Annotated in this window: 19 protein-coding genes; 10 read left to right on the forward strand and 9 right to left on the reverse strand. The window is 60.2% G+C overall.

Translation table 11 applies throughout. From position 1 onward, the window contains the following. Window positions 1-265 precede the first annotated feature (265 nt). From emhC to FGA82_RS26630, 3 genes are read right to left on the reverse strand one after another with little or no spacing between them, the layout of a single operon-like run. Entirely contained in the window at window positions 266-1,726 is a 1,461-nt protein-coding gene (gene emhC / locus FGA82_RS26620) for an efflux RND transporter outer membrane subunit EmhC (protein WP_141129402.1), read from the reverse strand. After that, a complete protein-coding gene (gene emhB / locus FGA82_RS26625; RefSeq protein WP_141129403.1) occupies window positions 1,723-4,872 on the reverse strand; it encodes an efflux RND transporter permease subunit EmhB in 3,150 nt (1,049 codons plus the stop codon). The genes emhC and emhB overlap by 4 nt, the downstream gene beginning before the upstream one ends. A gap of 3 nt (window positions 4,873-4,875) precedes the next feature. Then, window positions 4,876-6,033, reverse strand: coding sequence for an efflux RND transporter periplasmic adaptor subunit (locus FGA82_RS26630; protein WP_141129404.1), 1,158 nt, complete (start codon window positions 6,031-6,033; stop codon window positions 4,876-4,878). Window positions 6,034-6,299: 266 nt separating this feature from the next. On the opposite strand from FGA82_RS26630, the gene emhR reads away from it, so the two are divergent. Beyond that, window positions 6,300-6,932 (forward strand): efflux system transcriptional repressor EmhR, encoded by a 633-nt coding sequence (emhR, locus tag FGA82_RS26635; protein WP_016982806.1) that lies wholly within the window; start codon window positions 6,300-6,302, stop codon window positions 6,930-6,932. 393 nt (window positions 6,933-7,325) lie between these two features. On the opposite strand, the gene FGA82_RS26640 is transcribed toward emhR, so the two are convergent. Genes FGA82_RS26640 through FGA82_RS26650 form a run of 3 tightly spaced genes read right to left on the reverse strand, consistent with a single transcriptional unit; the run spans window position 7,326 to window position 9,907 of the window. Then, window positions 7,326-8,375, reverse strand: a complete 1,050-nt coding sequence (locus tag FGA82_RS26640) for an alkene reductase (protein WP_141129405.1) — start codon at window positions 8,373-8,375, stop codon at window positions 7,326-7,328. A 28-nt stretch (window positions 8,376-8,403) separates the two neighbouring features. Beyond that, the gene (locus FGA82_RS26645; RefSeq protein ID WP_141129406.1) at window positions 8,404-9,570 is read right to left on the reverse strand and encodes an MFS transporter; all 1,167 of its coding nucleotides are present in this window, start codon (window positions 9,568-9,570) and stop codon (window positions 8,404-8,406) included. A gap of 34 nt (window positions 9,571-9,604) precedes the next feature. Continuing rightward, window positions 9,605-9,907, reverse strand: coding sequence for an ArsR/SmtB family transcription factor (locus tag FGA82_RS26650; RefSeq protein WP_007917068.1), 303 nt, complete (start codon window positions 9,905-9,907; stop codon window positions 9,605-9,607). 170 nt (window positions 9,908-10,077) lie between these two features. Between FGA82_RS26650 and FGA82_RS26655 the strand changes: the two genes are divergently transcribed. Continuing rightward, the gene (locus FGA82_RS26655; protein WP_141129407.1) at window positions 10,078-10,662 is read left to right on the forward strand and encodes an ACP phosphodiesterase; all 585 of its coding nucleotides are present in this window, start codon (window positions 10,078-10,080) and stop codon (window positions 10,660-10,662) included. A gap of 104 nt (window positions 10,663-10,766) precedes the next feature. Here the strand turns inward: FGA82_RS26655 and FGA82_RS26665 are convergent, their stop codons facing one another. Further along, window positions 10,767-11,561, reverse strand: a complete 795-nt coding sequence (locus tag FGA82_RS26665) for a lysophospholipid acyltransferase family protein (protein WP_141129408.1) — start codon at window positions 11,559-11,561, stop codon at window positions 10,767-10,769. Then, window positions 11,561-12,316 (reverse strand): L-ornithine N(alpha)-acyltransferase, encoded by a 756-nt coding sequence (gene olsB, locus FGA82_RS26670; RefSeq protein ID WP_141129409.1) that lies wholly within the window; start codon window positions 12,314-12,316, stop codon window positions 11,561-11,563. Before olsB ends, FGA82_RS26665 begins: the two co-directional genes overlap by 1 nt. Before the next feature lie 153 nt (window positions 12,317-12,469). On the opposite strand from olsB, the gene FGA82_RS26675 reads away from it, so the two are divergent. From FGA82_RS26675 to FGA82_RS26695, 5 genes are all read left to right on the forward strand, one after another. Continuing rightward, the gene (locus tag FGA82_RS26675) at window positions 12,470-13,348 is read left to right on the forward strand and encodes an acyl-CoA dehydrogenase family protein (protein ID WP_141129410.1); all 879 of its coding nucleotides are present in this window, start codon (window positions 12,470-12,472) and stop codon (window positions 13,346-13,348) included. Between the two features lie 103 nt (window positions 13,349-13,451). Then, window positions 13,452-14,525 carry a serine hydrolase domain-containing protein gene (locus FGA82_RS26680; RefSeq protein WP_141129411.1) on the forward strand — a complete coding sequence of 358 codons (1,074 nt, stop codon included), beginning with the start codon at window positions 13,452-13,454 and terminating at the stop codon, window positions 14,523-14,525. Beyond that, window positions 14,522-14,818, forward strand: a complete 297-nt coding sequence (locus FGA82_RS26685) for an amidase (protein WP_141129412.1) — start codon at window positions 14,522-14,524, stop codon at window positions 14,816-14,818. The genes FGA82_RS26680 and FGA82_RS26685 overlap by 4 nt, the downstream gene beginning before the upstream one ends. Before the next feature lie 143 nt (window positions 14,819-14,961). Then, entirely contained in the window at window positions 14,962-15,552 is a 591-nt protein-coding gene (locus FGA82_RS26690) for a YceI family protein (protein WP_016982797.1), read from the forward strand. A gap of 1 nt (window position 15,553) precedes the next feature. Next, window positions 15,554-16,711, forward strand: a complete 1,158-nt coding sequence (locus tag FGA82_RS26695; protein ID WP_141129413.1) for a phospholipase D-like domain-containing protein — start codon at window positions 15,554-15,556, stop codon at window positions 16,709-16,711. Between the two features lie 130 nt (window positions 16,712-16,841). Here the strand turns inward: FGA82_RS26695 and bglX are convergent, their stop codons facing one another. Beyond that, a complete protein-coding gene (gene bglX / locus FGA82_RS26705; RefSeq protein ID WP_141129414.1) occupies window positions 16,842-19,133 on the reverse strand; it encodes a beta-glucosidase BglX in 2,292 nt (763 codons plus the stop codon). A gap of 260 nt (window positions 19,134-19,393) precedes the next feature. Between bglX and FGA82_RS26710 the strand changes: the two genes are divergently transcribed. The 3 genes from FGA82_RS26710 to FGA82_RS26720 all read left to right on the forward strand — a co-directional run bounded on the left by FGA82_RS26710 (window position 19,394) and on the right by FGA82_RS26720 (window position 21,527). Beyond that, window positions 19,394-20,002 carry a LemA family protein gene (locus FGA82_RS26710; protein ID WP_141129415.1) on the forward strand — a complete coding sequence of 203 codons (609 nt, stop codon included), beginning with the start codon at window positions 19,394-19,396 and terminating at the stop codon, window positions 20,000-20,002. A 118-nt stretch (window positions 20,003-20,120) separates the two neighbouring features. Further along, on the forward strand, window positions 20,121-20,876 hold the full coding sequence (locus tag FGA82_RS26715; RefSeq protein WP_141129416.1) for a TPM domain-containing protein: 756 nt from the start codon (window positions 20,121-20,123) through the stop codon (window positions 20,874-20,876). Window positions 20,877-20,909: 33 nt separating this feature from the next. After that, window positions 20,910-21,527: a TPM domain-containing protein gene (locus tag FGA82_RS26720; protein WP_038358258.1), complete on the forward strand. Its 618-nt coding sequence runs from the start codon at window positions 20,910-20,912 to the stop codon at window positions 21,525-21,527. Window positions 21,528-21,553 lie beyond the last annotated feature (26 nt).

Here is a 21,553-nt window from a genome sequence, read left to right on the forward strand (position 1 = left end):
GGGCAGGGCGCGGGAGCATGGTATCTAACCTGTTGTTATTGGTTTTGTGGAGCGAATGGTGCGGGGGGCGGATGTTCGGATTCAATTGGGTAAAGCGGGTTTTGGGCGATTATCGAACAGCATTGAAGATCAAAAGATCGTAGCCTTCGGCAGCTCCTACAGGGATATGCATTCCAAATGTAGGAGCTGCCGAAGGCTGCGATCTTTTGATTCTCAGGCAACAAAAAGCCCACCAATCGGTGGGCTCCTTGTATTCAAACGATGATCAGAACAACTTCATCTTCGGTGCTTCTTCTTTCAGCGGTTCGTTCTGCGCGGTCTGCGCATTCCAGCCACCGCCCAGGGCCTTGTACAGGTTGACCGCACTGGTCAGCTGCGCGAGGCGGTCGGTGATCAGCGCTTGTTGCGCGCTGAACAGCTGACGCTGGGCATCGAGGAAGGTCAGGTTGCTGTCGACGCCGATGCGGTAGCGACGCTCGGCCAAGCGGTAGTAATCCTGGTTGGCCTGAACGAAGTCACGCTGCGCTTGCAGCTGCTCGGTGTAGGTCTGACGTGCGGCGAGGCCGTCGGCGACTTCCTGGAAGGCCGTTTGAATGGACTTCTCGTAGTTCGCCACGCCAATGTCCTTCTGGATCTTGGCGGCGTCGAGGCTGGCGCGCAGGCTGCCGGCGTTGAAAATCGGCAGGTTGATCTGCGGCTGGAACAGCCACGTCCCCGAACCACCCTTGAACAGACCGGACAGATCCGGACTCAGGCTGCCCGCGTTGGCGGTCAGGCTGATACTCGGGAAGAACGCTGCACGGGCCGCGCCGATGTTGGCGTTGGCCGCTTTCAGGTTGTATTCGGCTTGCAGGATGTCCGGACGACGTTGCAGCAGATCCGAAGGCAGACCGGCCGGTACGTCGCTGAGCAGGTCATCCGCCAGCGGTTTGGCCGCTTGCAGGTTGGCCGGGATACCGGTGCCGAGCAGCAGGGTCAGGCTGTTTTCGTCCTGCGCCACCTGGCGGGTGTAACGCGCCAGCTGTGCCCGGGCGTTTTCCACGGATGTGCGCGACTGCGCCAGATCCAGCGCCGAAGCGACACCGACTTCGTTGCTGCGGCTGGTCAGCTTGTAGCTTTCTTCAAAGGCACCGAGGGTGTCTTGCGTCAGCTTGAGCAGTTCCTTGTCCGCTTGCCAGGTCAGGTAAGCATTGGCAACGCTGGCAACCAGACTGATCTGGGTGCTGCGGCGTGCTTCTTCAGTGGCGAAGTATTGTTGCAAGGCTTGTTCGCTCAGGCTGCGAACGCGACCGAACAGGTCGAGTTCGTAGGCGCTGATGCCAACGGTAGCGGAGTAGGAGCTGGTGATGCCCGCTTCGCCGGTCTGCGACGCACGCGCCGGAACCCGCTGACGGCTGCCGCTGGCATTGGCCGAAACCGCCGGGAACAGGTCGGCACGCTGGATGCGGTATTGAGCCGCGTAAGCATCGATATTCAGCGCCGCGACACGCAGGTCGCGGTTGTTTTCCAGGGATACCTGAATCAGCTGTTGCAGCGCCGGGTCATGGAAAAACTGCTTCCAGCCTTGCTCGGCAGCGGCCTGCGCCGGAGCCTGGGCCGGCGAATACGCCGGCCCCTGTGGGTACTGACCTGCGACCGGAGCCTCAGGCTGCTGATAGTCAGGTATCAGCGAGCAACCGCTCAGCACGAAGGCGGCGACTGCGATGGAGAGTAGCGACTTGCTCATTGGCCAGCCTCTTTAGGAGTTTCAGTAGCTTCATCCTCGTCAGCGATCTTACGCTGGCCGATGGACGAAACCGTAACGAAGAACAGTGGGACCCAGAAGATCGCCAGGATCGTGGCCGTGAGCATACCGCCAATCACGCCCGTACCGATCGCATGTTGACTGCCTGAACCGGCGCCGGTGGAGATCGCCAACGGTACAACACCGAGAACGAAGGCCAGCGAGGTCATGATGATCGGTCGCAGACGCATGCGGCACGCTTCGATCGCTGCGTCACGCAGGCTGCGTCCCTGTTCATGCAGTTCCTTGGCGAACTCGACGATCAGAATGGCGTTTTTAGCTGCCAGACCGATGGTCGTCAACAGACCTACCTGGAAGTACACGTCGTTGGACAGACCGCGCAGGCTGGTGGCCAGCAGCGCACCGATGATCCCCAGCGGTACCACGAGCATAACCGCGATCGGAATCGACCAGCTCTCGTACAGCGCCGCCAGACACAGGAACACCATCAGCAGCGACAGAGCGTACAGCGCTGGCGCTTGCGAACCCGACAGACGTTCCTCATAGGACAGACCGGTCCAGGAGATACCGACACCGGCCGGCAGCTTCTTGGCAATCGCTTCGACTTCGGCCATCGCTTCACCGGTGGAGTAACCCGGCGCCGGAGAACCGAGGATCTCCATCGCTTCTACACCGTTGTAACGCGCCAGTTTCGGCGAGCCGTAGATCCACTCGCCCTTGGCGAACGCGGAGAACGGCACCATGGTCCCGGCACTGTTGCGCACGTACCACTTCTTCAAGTCTTCAGGGCTCATGCGAGCACCGGCCTGACCTTGCACGTAGACCTTCTTCACTCGACCACGGTCGATGAAGTCGTTGACGTAGCTACTACCGAAGGAGATCGACAGGGTGCTGTTGATGTCGGCAATGCTCACGCCGAGCGCCTGGGCCTTCTGATCGTCGATTTCCAGGTGGTATTGCGGCTCATCGTTCAAGCCGTTCGGACGCACCTGATAGAGCACCTTGCTCTGCGCCGCCAGACCGAGGAACTGGTTACGCGCTTCCATCAGTTTTTCGTGACCGATACCGGCGCGGTCCTGCAGGAACACGTCGAAACCGGTGGCGTTACCCAATTCCAGTACCGCTGGCGGGGCGAAAGCAAACACCATCGCGTCGCGGAAGCTGAAGAAGTGTTGCTGCGCACGTTGGGCGAGGGCGAACACGCTGTTGCTCGCGTCACGCTCATCCCACGGTTTGAGCATGATGAACGCCAGACCCGAACTCTGACCGCGACCGGCGAAGTTGAAGCCGTTTACGGTGAAGACCGAGGCGACCGCGCCGGATTCTTTCTCCAGCAGGTAGGAACGCATTTCGTCGATCACGACTTGAGTACGTTCGGCACTGGAACCGGCCGGGGTTTGCACCTGAGCGAACAGTACGCCCTGGTCTTCTTCCGGCAGGAACGCTGTCGGAATGCGGGTAAACAGCCAGATCATGCCGACGACGATCAGCACGTACGCCAGCAGATACGGGGCTTTGCGCGACAGCATGTTGCCGACACCGCGCTCGTAGCTTCTGACACCACGATCGAAACTGCGGTTGAACCAACCGAAGAAACCGGTTTTCGGCGTGCCGTGCTCGCCTTTCGGAATCGCCTTGAGCATGGTTGCGCAGAGCGCCGGGGTGAAAATCAGCGCGACCAGTACCGACAGGGCCATGGCCGAGACGATGGTGATCGAGAACTGCTTGTAGATCACACCGGTGGAACCGCTGAAGAACGCCATAGGCAGCAATACCGCCGACAGCACCAGCGCGATACCGACCAGTGCGCCCTGGATCTGGCCCATGGACTTCTTGGTCGCTTCCTTCGGTGACAAGCCTTCTTCGCTCATCACCCGCTCGACGTTTTCCACCACCACGATGGCGTCGTCCACCAGCAAACCGATGGCCAGCACCATACCGAACATGGTCAGGGTGTTGATGCTGAAACCGAAGGCCGCGAGGATGCCGAACGTACCCAGCAATACCACCGGCACAGTCATCGTAGTGATGACGGTGGCGCGGAAGTTCTGCAGGAACAGGAACATCACCAGGAACACCAGCACGATCGCTTCGACCAGGGTTTCAACCACACCTTTGATCGACTCGGTCACCACTGGCGTGGTGTCGTACGGGAACACCACTTCCATGCCTTGCGGGAAGAATGGCTTGAGCTCGTCAATCGTCTTGCGCAGGGCTTTGGCGGTGTCGAGGGCGTTGGCGCCGTTAGCCAGTTTCACCGCCAGACCGGAAGACGGTTTGCCGTTGAACTGAGCAGAAATGGTCGAGTTCTCACCACCCAGACCGACGTCGGCAACATCACCGACGCGCACTTGCGAGCCGTCCTGGTTAACCTTCAGCAGAATCGCCTTGAACTGCTCGGCGGTCTGCAGACGGGTCTTGCCGATGATCGTGGCGTTCAGTTGCTGGCCTGGCAGCGCCGGCAAACCACCGAGCTGACCGGACGACACCTGGACGTTCTGCGCCGAAATCGCGGAGCTGACGTCAGCCGGGGTCAGGTTGTACTTGTTCAACTTGGCCGGATCGAGCCAGATGCGCATCGCGTACTGGGCACCGAAGACCTGGAAGTCACCGACACCGGCGGTCCGCGAAATCGGATCCTGCATGTTCGACACGATGTAGTTGGACAAGTCGTCCTTGGTCATGCTGCCGTCACGCGATACCACACCGATGACCAAGAGGAAGTTTTTCACTGCCTTGGTCACGCGGATACCTTGTTGCTGCACTTCCTGCGGCAACAGCGGGGTCGCGAGGTTCAGCTTGTTCTGAACCTGCACCTGCGCGGTGTCGGAGTTGGTGCCTTGCTCGAAAGTCGCGGTGATGGTCATGCTGCCGTCGGAGTTACTTTCCGAGGACACATAACGCAGGTTGTCGATACCGTTGAGCTGCTGCTCGATCACCTGGACCACGGTGTCCTGCACGGTTTGCGCCGAAGCGCCCGGGTAGGTCACGGAGATCGCAATGGCCGGCGGCGCAATGCTCGGGTACTGGTTGATCGGCAATTTCAGGATCGAAAGTGCCCCGACCAGCATGATCACCAGGGCAATTACCCAGGCGAAAATCGGACGGTCGATGAAGAATTTTGACATGGATTACTCCCCTTTGCCGCCGGCGGCTTTGTCAGCTGCCTGAGCGGGGGCCGGGTTCTTGTTGCCTACGTTAGTGGCTTCGGACGGGTTCACCTGTACACCCGGACGCACGTATTGCAGTCCTTCGGTGATCAAGCGATCGCCAGCCTTCAGGCCGTCTTCGATCAGCCACTGGCTGCCGACGGTGCGGCTGGCCTTGAGCTGACGCAGTTCGACCTTGTTATCGGCGCCGACGACCAGTGCAGTCGGGGTGCCTTTGAGGTCGCGGGTCACGCCTTGTTGCGGCGCCAGAATGGCCGCAGCGTTGACACCGGCCTGCAACTGGGCGCGAACGAACATGCCTGGCAGCAGGGTGTGATCCGGGTTCGGGAACACCGCGCGCAGGGTTACGGAACCGGTAGTCGGGTCGACCGTGACTTCGGAGAATTCCAGCTTACCGTCGAGCTTGTACTGGCTGCCGTCTTCAAGGGTCAGTTTGACCGCTGCGGCGGTATCGCCGGACTTCTGCAGGCGACCGCTTTCCAGCTCGCGGCGCAGTTCCAGCAGTTCAACCGAGGACTGGGTCACGTCGACGTAAATCGGGTCCAGTTGCTGGATCGTTGCCATCGCGTCGGCTTGACCATTGCTGACCAGTGCGCCTTCGGTGACCGAAGAACGGCCGATGCGGCCGGAGATCGGCGCGTACACCTTGGTGTATTTCACGTTGATCTGCGCGCTCTGCAGCGACGCTTCCGATTCCATGCGGTTGGACACGGCGGTGTCGTATTCCTGACGGCTCACGGCCTGCTCATCGACCAATTGCTTGTAGCGGTCGGAGATCGACTTGGTCGAACGCAGGCTGGCTTCGGCGCTTTTCAGGGTCGCCTCATAGACCGCCGGATCGATCTGATACAGCTGCTGGCCGGCTTTGACATCGCCGCCTTCCTTGAACAGACGCTTGAGAATGATGCCGTTGACCTGCGGTCGAACTTCAGCGATGCGGAACGCACTGGTGCGGCCCGGCAGTTCGGAGGTGAGGGTAAATGCTTGTGGTTGCAGGGTGACGACGCCGACCTGAGGCGGTGGAGCGGCCGGTGCCGCTTCTTCCTTTTTACATCCGCTGAGCAGCGATGCCAGGGCGACGGCAGTGACCAGAGCGGTAACAGCTGGCTTGAATTGCATGAAGATCCTCGGGTCAGGCGCGCAAAGAGCGCACAAGAAGTGTGTAAGGGTAAAAAAAGGATACCGGGTGGATAAGTAGCTTGCTAAGGAATATACTTACGTTCATGGTTGTTTGTAAATACCTTTGCCGCGTACCCAGCTCGTTACAAAAGTCGGTGCAAGGTTTGAAATTGTAGGCCGGGGAGCCGATCCGCGAGAGATCGCCCCCTCTTTATTCAGCGGATATTCAGCCATCCCTGAAACATCCTGTTTGAGGTTTTACTGTCATGGTCCGTCGTACCAAAGAGGAAGCTCAAGAAACCCGTAGCCAGATTCTGGAAGCGGCGGAGAAAGCCTTTTATGAAAGGGGCGTCGCCCGTACGACGCTGGCCGATATTGCGACAATGGCCGGTGTTACGCGCGGCGCTATTTACTGGCATTTCAGTAACAAGGCCGATCTGGTCCAGGCCATGCTCGATTCGCTGCGTGAGCCGCTGGATGAATTGGCCAGGGCCAGTGAAAGTGAAGATGAACTCGATCCGCTGGGCTGCATGCGCCAACTGCTGATTCATTTGTTTCATCAAGTTGCGCTGGACCCGAAAACCCGGCGTATCAACGAAATTCTGTTTCATAAGTGCGAGTTCACCGATGAAATGTGCGATTTGCGCCAGCAGCGCCGGGACGTCAGTCTCGATTGCAATGAGCGCATCGCTCTGACGTTGCGTAATGCGGTCAATCGCGGCCAGTTGCCGGAAGATCTCGACACTGCCCGCGCGGCCATCAGTATTCACAGCTATATCGATGGCCTTCTGTATGGATGGCTGCTGGCGCCGGACAGCTTTGAGCTGCATGCCGAGGCTGAGCGTTGGGTCGATACAGGGTTGGATATGCTGCGCCTGAGCCCCAGCCTGCGCAAATGAAACAAAATGCGTAATTGGCACAGCTTATGTCAATTGGCCTGCCTTTATATAGCTTCGCAGCGGGGGAGTCTAAACGTAGCGAGCTACGCATTTTGTAGGGGATTTGTGTCTTCTGTGTGAACGAGTGTTGGCCGCTTGCCCTCACCCTAACCCTGTCCCAGAGGTAGAGGGGACTGACCGGGGTGATCTTTCGAGATACGCCGGCGTGAAAAATCCAGCCGAACTCCGAATTTGAAACTACACAAATCGGCTCCCTCTCCCCTGGGAGAGGGCTGGGCGGGCGGTGTTCCGATGAGGGGCTACGTACTCAGCCGCGCAACCATTTTCCAGGCGAACACAAAAAAAGCCCCCGACTCTCACAAGTCGGGGGCTTTCGCGTTTGTGCGTGATGCCTTACAGCGCTGGATAGTCGATATAACCGACCGGCCCTTTACCGTAGAACAACTCCGGACGCGCCTCATTCAACGGCGCATCCGCCTTCAAACGAGCCGGCAGATCCGGATTGGCAATGAACGGCACACCAAACGCCACAGCGTCAGCCTTGCCGCTGGCCAGCCACTCGTTGGCGCTGTCCTTGGTAAAGCGTTCGTTAGCAATGTACGGGCCACCGAAAGCTTCTTTCAGTTGCGGGCCGAGGCTGTCGGCGCCTTCTTTCTCACGGGAGCAGATGAACGCGATGCCGCGCTTGCCCAGTTCACGTGCGACGTAGGTGAAGGTTTCCGCCAGGTTGTCATCGCCCATGTCATGGGAGTCGGCACGCGGTGCCAGGTGCACACCCACGCGACCAGCTCCCCAGACTTCGATCGCGGCGTCAGTCACTTCCAGCAGCAGACGTGCACGGTTTTCCAGCGAGCCACCGTAGTTGTCGGTGCGCTGGTTGGTGCTGCTTTGCAGGAACTGGTCGAGCAGGTAACCGTTGGCGCCGTGGATTTCCACGCCGTCGAAACCGGCGGCTTTGGCGTTTTCGGCACCGGTGCGGTAGGCGTCGACGATGTCGGCGATTTCAGCGGTTTCCAGTGCACGCGGAGTCGGGTAGTCGGCCAATGGGCGCACCAGGCTGACGTGACCTTTTGGCTGGATCGCGCTCGGTGCCACCGGTGCTTCACCGTTGAGGTACGACGGGTGCGAGACGCGACCGACGTGCCACAGTTGCAGGAAGATCTTGCCGCCAGCGCCGTGAATGGCTTTGGTGACGTTGGCCCAGCCACGCACTTGATCGTTGGACCAGATACCCGGGGTGTCCGGGTAGCCAACGCCCATTGGCGTCACCGAAGTGGCTTCGCTGAGGATCAGGCCAGCGGACGCACGTTGTACGTAGTACTCGGCCATCAGCGCGTTTGGTACACGACCTTCGTCAGCGCGGCAGCGGGTCAGTGGGGCCATGATGATGCGGTTGGCCAGCTCGATGTCGCCCAGTTTGATCGGATCAAAAATAGTTGCCATGTCTACAACCCTCGTAAGTGGAAAGTGATCAGTTAGTTGCCGGGGCCAGATCGGCATTGCCGTTCTGACGGAAAGTAATCAGCGTCACCAGCAGCGCAAGCACGGCCAGCGCGGCGGCGGCGAGCGGAACGCTGGTCAGGCCGTAGCCGTGGGCGATGACGCTGCCGCCGACCCAGGCGCCGAGTGCGTTACCGACGTTGAAAGCGCCGATGTTCAGAGTCGACACCAGGTTCGGTGCGGCTTTGCCGAAGGTCACCACGTTGACTTGCAGCGCCGGTACGGCGGCGAAACACGCGGTGGCCCAGAGGAACAGGGTGATTTCAGTCGGGATCAGCGCGACGCTGGTCCAGGTCAGTACGGTGGAGACCACGGCCATGGCGACGAACACGCCGATCAGCGTGGCGGCCATGCCTTTGTCGGCGAGTTTGCCGCCGATGATGTTGCCGACGGTCAGGCCCAGGCCAATCAGCATCAGCGTCCAGGTCACGCCACGCGGCGACACACCGGTGACTTCGCCGAGCAGCGGGGCAACGTAGGTGAACAGGGTGAAGACGGAAGCGGCGAATAGCGCGGTCATGCTCAGCGACAGCCAGATCCCGGCCCCTTTGAGGGCGGCGAGTTCGGCACGCATGTCGAGTTTTTCCTCATCGCGCTTGGCCGGCAGGAAGCGGATCAGGCCGATCAGCGCAATCACACCGATGACGGTGACGGCCCAGAAGGTCGAGCGCCAGCCGTATTGCTGACCCAGCGCAGTGCCCAGCGGTACACCAAGGACGTTGGCCAGGGTCAGACCTGTGAACATCAGGGCCACCGCCGAAGCACGCTTGTTGGCCGGCACCAGATTGGCCGCCACTACCGAACCGATACCGAAGAACGCACCGTGACACAGAGCGGTGATCACACGGGCAAACATCAGCACGTTGTAGTCACTGGCAATCGCACAGAGCAGGTTGCCGACAATAAAGATGCCCATCAACGCGACCAGCGCTGCTTTACGCGGCAGTCTGGCGGTGGCCATTGCCATGAACGGCGCACCGATCGCCACACCGAGGGCGTAACCGGTCACCAGCCAGCCGGCGCCGGGGATCGACACACCGAGGTCGGCCGCCACATTGGGCAGCAGGCCCATGATGACGAATTCGGTGGTGCCGATGGCGAAGGCGCTCAAGGCGAGGATGAGTAGCGAAAGGGGCATGCTTGTTTCCTTGTCGGCTGACTGACGTTAAGGGTCAGAGCTCTTTACTGAGGGTGCTGAGGAACGCCTGGATCACGTCCTCGTTACGTTTGAAAAAGTGCCACTGACCGGCCTTCTGGCTGCTGATCAGACCGGCGCGTTGCAATGTCGCGAGGTGTGCCGAAACGGTCGACTGCGACAGGCCGCAGCGTTGATCGATCTGCCCGGCACAGATGCCGTACTCGTGGTTGTGCAACTGTTCCGGAAATTCGTTCTTCGGGTCTTTCAGCCAGTTGAGGATGTCTCGCCGTACTGGGTGCGCCAGGGCTTTTATTATTTCGTCGAGGTCGAGGTTCATGGCAGGGTGCTCACAATGTTTACAACGCTATATCGCGATGTGGCGAAATATAAATCGTTAGATCGCGATACACCAATATGATTTTGATCTGACGTCAGCATAAATTGGTATATCGCGTTATAACGATACATGGGTGTATGGCTTATGGGCCGCAGTGCTAAGCTGCGCCCATGAACTATCTCGCACATTTACACCTCGGTGGCCAGCGCCCCGGGCAACTGCTCGGCAGTCTGTATGGCGATTTCGTCAAAGGCCGGCTGCAAGGGCAGTTTGCGCCGGAGGTGGAAGCGGCCATTCAGCTGCATCGGCGGATTGACGTGTTCACTGACCGCCATCCGTTGGTGGACATCGCGCTGGGGCGGTTTTCCGATACGCGGCGGCGATATGCCGGGATCGTTCTCGATGTGTTTTTCGATCATTGCCTGGCGCGGGACTGGCGTTTGTATGCCGATCAGCCGCTGGAGGTATTCACCGCGGATGTGTATCGGGTGCTGACCCACGAACGGCAACTGCCCGAGCGACTGGCGAAGATCGCCCCGCACATGGTCGCTAACGACTGGCTGGGTTCGTATCAGGAATTTGAAGTGCTGGAGCAGGTGTTGCGCGGGATCTCGCGGCGACTGAGCCGGCCGGAGGAGCTGGCGGGGGCGATGCAGGAATTGCGGCGGTTGTATGAGCCGTTGAGCGAAGACTTCCGGCTTTTCTACCCAAAACTTCAGGACTTCGCACAATCCCCCCATACACAGAAAATCTAATGTAGGAGTGAGCCTGCTCGCGATAGCGGTGTGTCAGTCGACATTAGTATTGACTGACACACCGCTATCGCGAGCAGGCTCACTCCTACAGGGGATTTGTGTTTTCAGGCGGCAATCAATTCGCCGGCGCGACGCGGTTCAGCCGGTTTCGCCACCTCACCAAACAACGCCTTCTGCACCGCCTGCTGCGCCTCGAACGCCAATGCCGCACGCTCACGACCCTGACAGGCAATCGGCTTGAGCAGGTGCACTTCAACGTCGCCGCAATCGTTGCTGAACAGGCGCATCAGGTGCGAGAGCAGATCGTCGTCACCAATAAACGGCGCCAGCGCATCGATTTCGCCATCGCGCAGATAACGGATCGCCACCGGTTGCAGCATCACTTCGGAATCAATCGCCGCCGCCAGTAAGCGACCATGAAAGGTACGCAGCGAACGACCATCGGTGGTGGTGCCTTCCGGAAACATCAGCAACGCATGATCGGTCTGCAAGTGACGGGTCATCTGCTTGCGGATCAACTGGCTGTCGCCCGAACCGCGACGAATGAACAGGCTGCCAGCCTTCGCCGCGAGCCAACCGGCCACCGGCCAGGTACGCACTTCGGCCTTGGACAGAAACGACAGCGGCGTGAGCATCCCCAGCAGCGGAATGTCCGTCCATGAAACGTGGTTGCTGACCCACAGCATCGGTTGCTTGGGCAACTCACCGTGCACGGTTACGCGAAAGGGCAGGGCGTTGCTCAGGCGAGCCATGAAGAAGCGCGACCAGCGCTGACGCCGCTCCATCGAATGTGCCAAACCAATTCGTTCGAATACGCCGAATACGCTGGCCATGGTCAAGCCCAGCGACACCACCAGCAGCACCCGCGCGATCCGCGCGTACACGCGCAGCCGGCTCATCACACGGCCGCCTTGAAGTGCTTGGCGTAGCGCGGGCAGAGTTCGTCGCGCTTGAGCAGGATAAACACGTCGGCGACCTGGAAGTCTTCATCCCAGCACGGCTCGCCGCAGATCTTCGCGCCCAGGCGCATATAGGCCTTGAGCAGTGGCGGCATTTCGGCGATCACGTTCGATGGAATATCCAGCGTCGGCAGCGGTTTTTTCGGCTCGGCGCGCAGGTGTTCGGTGCACAGATAACGTTCGCGCAGACGCTGCATGATCGCGTGGGCCTGAATGCCGCCGTCCTGCATCGGGATGCTCGCGCAGCCCATCAAGTAGCTGTAACCGCCCTGATTTAACACTTCGGCCAACTCGCCCCACAACACCGCGATGGTGCCGCCGTTGCGGTAAGCCGGGTCGACGCAGGTGCGGCCGATTTCGAGGATCGGGCCTTGCAGATGCGCGAGGCCATGCAGGCTGAATTCTTCTTCGCTGTAGAACTTGCCGAGGCTGCTGGCGGCGGTGTGATCGAGCAGGCGGGTGGTAGCGACCAAACGGCCGGTGTTCAAATCACGCACGCCGATGTGGCTGCAGTGAACATCATAATCATCCATGTCCAGACCCAGTTCCGCGCCTTTCAGTTTGGCGTTGAACTCGCCGCTGAAGACGTTGAAGCGCAGGGCCTGGGCTTGCTGCAAGGCCTCGGCGCCGATCAGGCGTTCGGCTTGCAGGCGGCGTTCATTGCCGGTGTCGCTGATGCGGGCGATCTGAGTCATGTGAATCTCCGTACGGGCCTTTAACCCGTCGTGGGTTGCAGCCGATCGACTTTCTTTATGCAGCCGTGTTGTGCAAAGTCAGGCTATGTAGCCCCGGTGTCATCGCCATGAACGTTCGGTGATGCTTATATGACAGCCCACAAGGAGCCTCTTATGCCCTGGCCAGATCTGCTGCACAGCCGTGAACGATTGCCCGCCGTTGCTGACCTGGCCGAGGGTTTTGCGACGTTGTTGCAGCAGTTGGGCAACGTCACACCGTTCGAGTTGGCGGTCACGGGCGGGCGGCGGATGGCGACGCCGGGGTTGGCGTTTCTGGTCGGATACCAAGCGGCATTGCGCATGTTGTGGCCGAGTGCGCCGCTGAGCCTCGGCGCTTTGTGTGCGACCGAACAGCGCAGTTTGCGTCCGGCGGACATGCAGACGCGGCTGAGCGATTTGCGCCTGAGTGGGCGCAAGGATTTCGTCACTGCCGGCGATGCGGCGGACTGGTTGCTGATTGCTGCGCGCAGTGAAGAGCCCGGTGAAACGCCGCGTTTGAGTCTGGCGGTGGTCTATCCCGGCGAGCCCGGGGTGACCGTGAAAAAACTGCCAGCGCTGCCGTTGATGCCAGACATCAGCCATGGGCGGCTGCAGCTTGATAACGCGTTGTGCGAGTTGTTGGCCGGCGATGGTTGGGACGCCTACGTCAAACCGTTTCGTACGCTTGAGGACGTCTATGTATTGAGCGCGATGACCGCTTGGCTGTATGGCGTCGGGCAGGACAGTGACTGGCCGCAGGCGCTGCAATTGCGTTTGCTGGCATTGTTGGCCGGGTGCGCGGAGGCGAGCCGGCAACCGCCGAATAATCCTGCCGGGCATGTGTTGCTGGGTGGATTATTTGCGCAGTTTGCGGCGCTGGAGGGGGAGGTGAGTCAGGCGTTGGCTGACGGCCCGGCAGAATGGGCGCAGATGTGGCAGCGCGATCAAGGCGTGATGCAGTTGGCTGCGGGGGCTCGGGCCAAGCGTCTAGCCAAGGCTTTGGCGGTGAATTGATCGGCCCCTTCGCGAGCTTGCTCGCGAAAGCGATCTCATCATCACCACACATCTGTCATCAACCCCGACTAATCTCAGCAGGTTCTCCCCAAGAGCCCTTCTCATGTGCAAAGGCCTGTTGCTGTTTCTGCTGCTGATCAGCTTCACCGTTCACGCCGAACAATGGCCGGGTGAAGAATGGCCAACCGGCCCGAAGGTCACCGATCCAGAGGCACTGGAAAATTACGCCTTCCCACCCCGCGATGACGCTACTCGCCAAGGCATCCGCACCGATGCCCTGCTGATCATCCGCGACGGCCAGATCATCTACGAACGCTACGCCGGCCCGACCACCGAGCAAACCCCGCACCTGACCTGGTCGATCAGCAAAAGCCTGATGGCCACCGTGCTCGGTGTGGCGTATGGCGAAGGCCTGTTCAAACTCGAAGACCCGGCTGTGCAGTTCTACCCGCCACTGGAAAAACACCCCGCGATAAAAATCGCCGATCTGCTGCACTGGGCCTCCGGCATCGATTGGCAGGAAGACTACGAATATGCGCCGCTGAAGTCCTCGGTGGTGGCGATGCTTTACACCCGTGGTCATCACGACATGGCCGCGTTCACCGCCGACCACAGTAGCTACGCCGCTCCTGGGCAGGCCTTCCGCTATTCCAGCGGCGACAGCAACCTGCTTGCGGCAGCGTTGAAAACTATCGTCGGCCCGCAGCGTTATGCGGATTATCCGTGGACGGCGTTGTTCGAACCATTGGGCATCCGCCACGCCGTGTGGGAAACCGATGCCAGCGGCACGTTTGTCGCTTCTTCTTATGTTTATCTCACTGCGCGGGATCTGGCGCGAGTCGGGTTGCTGATGGCCCGCGACGGTCGTTGGGAGGAGCGGCAAGTGCTGCCCAAAGATTGGCTCGCGTTCAACCTTGAACCCTTCGCCGGATACAAGGCTCATCAGGACGAAGCCGTGCCCGGCGGCCAATGGTGGCTCAATCGTCCCGTCGGTGGCGCCGCATCACCGTGGCCCGATGCACCGCCGGACACCTTCGCTGCCTTGGGCCGCTGGGGCCAGGCGCTGTACGTGATTCCCAGCGAGAAACTGCTGATCGTGCGTTACGCCGATGACCGCGATGGCAGCTACCGCCATAACGAACTGCTCAAACGCGTGCTGAAGGCGGTGCGGCCATGAAGCGCTTTTTGTTGTTGCTGCTTGTTTTGCTGCTCGGCTGGATCGGCTACGAGCGCGAAAACCTGTGGGCCTTCCCCGACATCATCAGCGCATACACCGCCAAGGAATATTGTTCGTGCCGGTATGTGATGAACAACGATGCCGAGTATTGCCGTGGTTATGTGAAGCAGTGGCTGCCGACCAGCGCATTTACCGATGACCCCGCCAGCAAAACCATCACGGTCAGCGGCATGGGCCGCAGCAACAGCGCCCAGTGGTTGAGCGAACGCCAAGGCTGTCGTTTACAGCCTTAAAAGATCGCAGCCTTCGGCAGCTCCTACAGGATCGGGTCCACCCTGTAGGAGCTGCCGAAGGCTGCGATCTTTTGATCTTGATGTTGCAATAACGGCATAGGCGGTTAAGGTTCGTGCAGGTTTATCGGCCCCACGAGAGTTCAATGTTCAACCGCTCCCTCTGTGCAACCCTGTCCAGCCTGTTGCTCGCCGCCGTCGCGCTGCCGGCGCAGGCCAACTGGTATCTTGACGGCGAGTCGTCGCGGCTGTCGTTCGTCAGCACAAAAAACGCCAATGTCTCCGAAGTGCAGCGCTTTCTGGTGCTGCATGGCAAGGTCGACCCTAACGGTCGCGCCGAAGTCGAAGTCGAGCTGGATTCGATCAACAGCGGCATCCCGCTGCGTGATGAGCGCATGCGTAAGGAGCTGTTCCAGATCGAGCAATTCCCCGAAGCGACCATCACCACCCAGATCGATCTGCGCCCGATCAACGATCTGGCCCCCGGTGCGCAACTGGAATTGCGCCTGCCGCTGACCGTCAACCTGCATGGCAAGCAACACGAATACCCGGCCGAGCTGCTGGCGACGCGTCTCGATGACCGGCGCTTTCAAGTTGTCACTCTGGAACCGCTGGTGATAAACGCCGAGGATTTTGATCTGGCGCCGGGGCTGGAAAGCCTGCGCAAACTCGCCGACCTGTCGGCGATCAGTCTGTCGGTGCCGGTGGGTGCGGTGCTGATCTTCACGGCGCGCTGACATGCGCGGCGCAGTGTTCCCATGGCGTGACGGCAACCGTTTCGAGCTGTTGATCGACGGCCCGCAATTCTTTCCGCGCATGCTGGAGCAGATCGCTGGCGCTCAAGAGCAGATCGAGCTTGAGCTGTATCTGGTCGAGGCGGGCGCCTGTGCCGAAACCATCGTCCAGGCGCTGGTACTGGCGGCCGAGCGTGGGGTGCGCGTGCGCTGCCTGTTCGACGATTACGGCAGCCTCGCGTTCACCCTCAATCTGCGCCAGCGTCTGACTCACGCTGGGGTCGAACTGCGTTTCTACAATCGGCTGAACTGGCGGCGCTGGGTCGGCAATTTTTACCGCGATCACCGCAAATTGCTGCTGGTTGATCAGCGTCTGGCCGTGGTCGGAGGCACCGGCGTCACCGATGAATTCTGGACCCCGGGCCATGACACCAGCGAGTGGCATGAAGTGATGGTCGAGATCAGCGGCCCGTTGGTCATCGACTGGCAATTGCTCTTCGACCGTCAGTGGATCGCCAACCGCTATCGCCGCGCCTGGCGCCCGGCCGCGCATTTCGGTCTGCCACGATTACCGCGCGTACCGGACAAGGGCGAGGGCATGGGCCGTGTGGCGTATGCCGACGCCCGCCAACATCGCGACATTCTGCAATCGCTGTTTCGCGCTTTGAACAGCGGGAAAAAACGCATCTGGATGGCCACGCCGTACTTCCTGCCGACCTGGAAAATCCGCCGCTCCCTGCGCAAGGCTGCGGCGCGCGGTGTCGACGTGCGGCTGCTGCTGACCGGGCCGCGTACCGATCACCCGTCGGTGCGTTACGCCGGGCATCGCTACTACCCGCGCCTGCTCAAGGCCGGTGTGCAGATCTTCGAATACCAGCCGTGTTTCCTGCACCTGAAAATGGTGCTGGTGGACGATTGGGTGAGCATCGGATCGTGCAACTTCGACCACTGGAACCTGCGCTTCAATCTGGAGGCGAATCTGGAGGCGCTGGATCCGTCGTTGACGGCAGCGGTAGAGGCGAGTTTTGTGAAGGACTTCGGGCTGAGTCAGCAAGTGAGTCTGGAAGAGTGGCAGCGCCGGCCGTTGTGGCGGCGGGTCAAGCAGCGGATCTGGGGATGGGTGGATCGGGTGGTGGTCAATATCCTCGACCGCCGCGGCTAGTCAGTCCCCTTAAACCACTGTGGGAGCGAGCTTGCTCGCGAATGCGGCCTGACAGTCAACATCAATGTTGAATGTGATGGCCTCTTCGCGAGCAAGCTCGCTCCCACAGAGTTTTGCGGTGTTGTTGCGGTTACAGCAGTTCAAAGCTCTGCTGCGTCACGTCCTGCGAATCCAGGCCGATCTGCACGTTGAACTTGCCTGGCTCCGCCGCATATTTGAGCTGGGCGTTGTAGAACTTCAGGTCATCCTCGCTGATGGTGAAGTGCACGACTTTCTGTTCGCCGGCCTTGAGCATGATTTTCTGGAAGTTCTTCAGTTCTTTCACCGGGCGAATCATCGAGCCGGTGACGTCCTGAATATACAACTGCACCACGGTTTCGCCGTCACGCTTGCCGGTGTTTTTCACCATGACGCTGGCGTCGAGCTTGCCGGTGGCGTTCAGGGTGGTCGACGACAGCGCCATGTCGCTCAGGGCGAATTGCGTGTAGCTCAGGCCATAACCGAACGGGAACAGCGGCCCGGTGGTGTCATCGAAATACTGCGAGGTGTAGTTGCCCGGTTTGCCCGGCGTGAACGGCCGGCCAATGCTCAGGTGGTTGTAGTAGGTCGGGATCTGACCCACGGAGCGCGGGAAGGTCACCGGCAATTTGCCCGACGGGTTGTAGTCGCCGAACAGTACGTCAGCGATGGCGTTGCCGCCCTCGGTGCCGCTGAACCAGGTTTCCAGAATCGCGTCAGCCGACTGGTTCTCTTCGAGAATGGTCAGCGGACGGCCGTTCATCAACACCAGTACTAGCGGTTTGCCGGTGGCTTTCAGGGCACGGATCAACTCGCGCTGGTTTTCCGGGATGTTCAGGTCGGTGCGGCTGGAGGATTCGTGGGACATGCCACGGGACTCACCCACCGCAGCCACGATCACGTCAGCGTCCTTGGCGGCTTTTACCGCTTCGTCGATCAGCACGTTGGCCGGGCGCGGGTCATCGACCACTTCCGGCGCATCGAAGTTGAGGAAGTTCAGGTAGTCCAGCACCTTCTTGTCGCTGGTGATGTTGGCGCCACGGGCGTAGATCAGGTTCGCCTTGTCGCCGATCATCGAGCTCATGCCGTCGAACAGGGTCACCGATTGCGCGGGCTTACCCGCTGCTGCCCAACTGCCCATCATGTCGATCGGCGCTTTGGCCAACGGGCCGACCAGCATGACTTTTGCGTCTTTCTTCAGCGGCAGGGTTTCGTTCTGGTTCTTCAGCAGCACCAGGCTGCGGCGCGCGACCTCACGGGCCTCGGCGCGGTGCAGACGGCTTTCGGCGTAGGTGTCGGCCGGATCATCTTCAGCCTTGCCGATACGCAGGTACGGGTCCTTGAACAGGCCCATATCGTACTTGGCTGCGAGGACTTCGCGCACGGCGTTGTCGATGTCTTTCTGTTCGATCTCGCCGGACTTGAGCAGCCCCGGCAGCTCTTTGCCGTAGAGGGTGTCGTTCATGCTCATGTCGATGCCGGCCTTGATCGCCAGCTTCGCTGCTTCACGACCGTCGCGGGCGACGCCGTGCTTGATCAGTTCGAAAATCGCACCGTGGTCGCTGACCGCCAGGCCCTTGAAGCCCCAGTCGCGACGCAGTAGATCGTTCATCAGCCAGGTGTTGGCGGTGGCCGGAATGCCGTTGATCGAGTTCAACGCAACCATCACACCACCGGCGCCGGCATCAATCGCGGCGCGGTACGGCGGCAGGTAATCCTGATACATCTTCACCGGACTCATGTCGACGGTGTTGTAGTCGCGACCGCCCTCGACCGCGCCGTACAGGGCGAAGTGCTTGACGCTGGCCATGATGCTGTCAGCCGCGCTCGGGGTGGCGCCCTGATAGGCGCGAACCATGACGCCGGCGATGCGCGAGGTCAGGTAGGTGTCTTCACCGAAACCTTCGGAGCTGCGGCCCCAGCGCGGGTCGCGGGAAATATCGACCATCGGCGCGAAGGTGATGTCGAGGCTGTCGGCAGCAGCTTCTTTGGCGGCAACGCGGCCGGACTGGCCGATGGCGTCCATGTCCCAGCTCGAGGCGAGGGCCAGCGGAATCGGGAAAATCGTACGGTGACCGTGGATCACGTCGTACGCAAAAAACATCGGAATCTTCAGGCGGCTGCGCATGGCCGCGTCCTGCATCGGACGGTTTTCCGGACGGGTGATCGAGTTGAACGTGCCGCCGATGTTGCCGGCAGCGATCTCTTTGCGGATCAGCTCGCGAGGCATTTCCGGGCCGATGCTGATCAGGCGCAACTGGCCGATCTTTTCATCGAGGGTCATCTGGTTCATCAGGTTGCTGATGAACGCGTCCTTGTTTTCCAGGGGTACCGGGGTCGTGGCGGCCAATACTTGATGACTGGCCAGGCTGACGAACAGACCCAGCAAACACAGCTTCTTCATGAATATTTTTCTCAAGGGCCCAAGCGGCAATGCAACGCCGGCCAGCCAAAATTTAGGGAGCGACTATTGTTGTTCGGGTACAGGCTCAAAGAAACAGAGCCAAAACGGCAGCCGACACTTGGCAGCATGATCACGCAGGGCACTTTTTAGCCCATTGCCCCGTCGTAATCCAGCGACGCGGCCGATTATGCCCCAAGAGCCCGCTGAGAATGTTTCGCGCTCGGTTTTTATAATGATATGTGCCAAGGAGCATCACTGCGATGAATGCAAGTCCAACCTATCGCTCGCGTTTACAGGTCGCCACGCTGCTGGTGCTGGCCATGTTGCTGACCGCGTGCGGCATCAACAATATCCCGACCCTCGACGAACAGGCCAAGGCCGCGTGGGGCCAGGTGCAGAATCAGTACCAGCGCCGCGCGGACCTGATCCCCAATCTGGTGGAAACGGTAAAGGGTTATGCCAAGCATGAAGAGGAAACCCTGACGGCAGTGATCGAGGCTCGGGCGAAAGCCACGTCGATCCAGGTCGATGCCAGCACCCTCGACAACCCGGAAAAACTAAAGCAGTTCCAGCAGGCGCAGGATCAACTGACCGGTGCGTTGAGCCGCTTGATGGTGGTCTCAGAGCGCTACCCGGATCTGAAAGCCAACCAGAACTTCCTCGCCCTGCAATCGCAACTCGAGGGCACGGAAAACCGCATCGCCGTGGCGCGCCGCGATTTCATTCTGGCGGTGCAGAAGTACAACACCGAGATCCGCACCTTCCCCGGCCGTCTCTGGCACAGCGTGATGTACAGCGATTTGCCGATCCGCGAAACCTTCGAAGCCACCACGCCGGATGCCGATAAGGCACCCCAGGTCAAATTCTGAGAACACACCTGTGTAGGAGCTGCCGAAGGCTGCGATCTTTTGACGTTGGTTGGTAAAAAAACAAGATCAAAAGATCGCAGCCTTCGGCAGCTCCTACAAGGGAACGCTGGGGGTATGCATGCGTGTGTTGAAAATGGGCCTGGTGCTGATGCTGTGGCTGTTCGCCTTCAGCGCCCGGGCCGAGTTGACGTTCCCGGCGCTGAGCGGGCGCGTGGTGGACGAAGCGCAGATGATCGAGCCGTCGCTGCGTGCGCAACTGAGCCAGCAGTTGCAGGCCCACGAGCAGGCCACCGGCGAGCAACTGGTCGTGGTTACCGTGCCGGATTTGCAAGGCACAACCATTGAGGACTTCGGCGTTCAGCTCGGTCGACATTGGGCCATCGGTCAAAAGGACAAGAACAACGGTGCGCTGCTGATCGTTGCCCGTGACGAGCGCAAACTGCGTATCGAAGTCGGTTATGGCCTCGAAGACCGGCTGACCGACGCGCAAACGTCGGTGATCATCCATCAAGTCATAACCCCCGCGTTCAAGGCCGGCAACTTCAGCAAAGGCATCAGCGATGGCGTGGCGGCGATGCTGGTGGTGCTGGGCGGAAATCCGCTCGACGAGCCATCGACGGTGTATGAATCCAGCGGTGATCCGTCCGATGATTTCATCTCGCGGCATCCGGCATTGTTCGTGTTTTTGGTGATGTTGTTCATCCTGACGGTGTTTGTCTGCCAGATGCTCGGTATCCTGCCTGCCGGCCGGGGTGGCTCCGGAGGAGGGGGCGGCTTCGGCGGTGGTGGCGGATTTGGCGGTGGCGGTGGAGGCGGGGGCTTCAGCGGCGGCGGGGGCAGTTTCGGCGGCGGTGGTTCGTCCGGCGGCTGGTGATATCAGAAGAATAATGAGCAGGCACTTTCCAACATGGCACTACTGACCGAACACGAACAACGCAAAGTCGCCGAGGCGATTGCCCGGGTCGAGCGCGATACCGACGCCGAACTGGTCACGGTGCTGGCGGCGCGCGCCGATGACTATGCGTACATCCCGTTGTTGTGGGCGAGCCTCCTGGCACTGGTGGTGCCGGGCGTCGTGCACTACCTGACTGGCTGGCTGACCCTGCGCAGTCTGCTGCTGGTGCAGTGGGGTGCGTTTATCGTGCTGTGCCTGCTGTTTCGTTTGCCGAAAATCACCACTCATTTGATACCGCGTCGCGTGCGGCACTGGCGCGCCTCGAACCTGGCGCGGCGACAGTTTCTTGAGCAGAACCTGCATCACACGGTGGGTAGCACCGGCATGCTGATTTTTGTCTGCGAGGCGGAGCGGTATGTGGAGATTCTGGTGGATGAAGGGATTTCCAAGCGGCTGGATAACAAGAGTTGGGATGCGATTGTGGCGGCGTTTACCGAGCAGGTCAGGCAGGGGCGCACGTTGGAGGGGTTTGTGACGTGTATCGAGGCGTGTGGGGAATTGCTGAAGGTTCATGTGCCGGTGACGCAGGTGAGGAATGAGTTGCCGAATCGGTTGATTGTGCTGGGGTAAGACAAACCCTCACTGTAGAGACCGGT

The organism is Pseudomonas fluorescens (assembly GCF_005938625.1).
GTDB classification, from domain to species: domain Bacteria; phylum Pseudomonadota; class Gammaproteobacteria; order Pseudomonadales; family Pseudomonadaceae; genus Aquipseudomonas; species Aquipseudomonas fluorescens_BD.

Coding starts and splice junctions, on each gene's coding strand:
- FGA82_RS26715 (WP_141129416.1), top strand. CDS start 20,121: ATGCGTGTGTTGAAAATGGGCCTGGTGCTGATGCTGTGGCTGTTCGCC.
- olsB (WP_141129409.1), bottom strand. CDS start 12,316: ATGACTCAGATCGCCCGCATCAGCGACACCGGCAATGAACGCCGCCTG.
- FGA82_RS26675 (WP_141129410.1), top strand. CDS start 12,470: ATGCCCTGGCCAGATCTGCTGCACAGCCGTGAACGATTGCCCGCCGTT.
- FGA82_RS26655 (WP_141129407.1), top strand. CDS start 10,078: ATGAACTATCTCGCACATTTACACCTCGGTGGCCAGCGCCCCGGGCAA.
- FGA82_RS26665 (WP_141129408.1), bottom strand. CDS start 11,561: ATGAGCCGGCTGCGCGTGTACGCGCGGATCGCGCGGGTGCTGCTGGTG.
- FGA82_RS26710 (WP_141129415.1), top strand. CDS start 19,394: ATGAATGCAAGTCCAACCTATCGCTCGCGTTTACAGGTCGCCACGCTG.
- FGA82_RS26640 (WP_141129405.1), bottom strand. CDS start 8,375: ATGGCAACTATTTTTGATCCGATCAAACTGGGCGACATCGAGCTGGCC.
- FGA82_RS26680 (WP_141129411.1), top strand. CDS start 13,452: ATGTGCAAAGGCCTGTTGCTGTTTCTGCTGCTGATCAGCTTCACCGTT.
- FGA82_RS26685 (WP_141129412.1), top strand. CDS start 14,522: ATGAAGCGCTTTTTGTTGTTGCTGCTTGTTTTGCTGCTCGGCTGGATC.
- emhR (WP_016982806.1), top strand. CDS start 6,300: ATGGTCCGTCGTACCAAAGAGGAAGCTCAAGAAACCCGTAGCCAGATT.
- FGA82_RS26645 (WP_141129406.1), bottom strand. CDS start 9,570: ATGCCCCTTTCGCTACTCATCCTCGCCTTGAGCGCCTTCGCCATCGGC.
- FGA82_RS26630 (WP_141129404.1), bottom strand. CDS start 6,033: ATGCAATTCAAGCCAGCTGTTACCGCTCTGGTCACTGCCGTCGCCCTG.
- bglX (WP_141129414.1), bottom strand. CDS start 19,133: ATGAAGAAGCTGTGTTTGCTGGGTCTGTTCGTCAGCCTGGCCAGTCAT.
- FGA82_RS26690 (WP_016982797.1), top strand. CDS start 14,962: ATGTTCAACCGCTCCCTCTGTGCAACCCTGTCCAGCCTGTTGCTCGCC.
- FGA82_RS26695 (WP_141129413.1), top strand. CDS start 15,554: ATGCGCGGCGCAGTGTTCCCATGGCGTGACGGCAACCGTTTCGAGCTG.
- emhC (WP_141129402.1), bottom strand. CDS start 1,726: ATGAGCAAGTCGCTACTCTCCATCGCAGTCGCCGCCTTCGTGCTGAGC.
- FGA82_RS26720 (WP_038358258.1), top strand. CDS start 20,910: ATGGCACTACTGACCGAACACGAACAACGCAAAGTCGCCGAGGCGATT.
- emhB (WP_141129403.1), bottom strand. CDS start 4,872: ATGTCAAAATTCTTCATCGACCGTCCGATTTTCGCCTGGGTAATTGCC.
- FGA82_RS26650 (WP_007917068.1), bottom strand. CDS start 9,907: ATGAACCTCGACCTCGACGAAATAATAAAAGCCCTGGCGCACCCAGTA.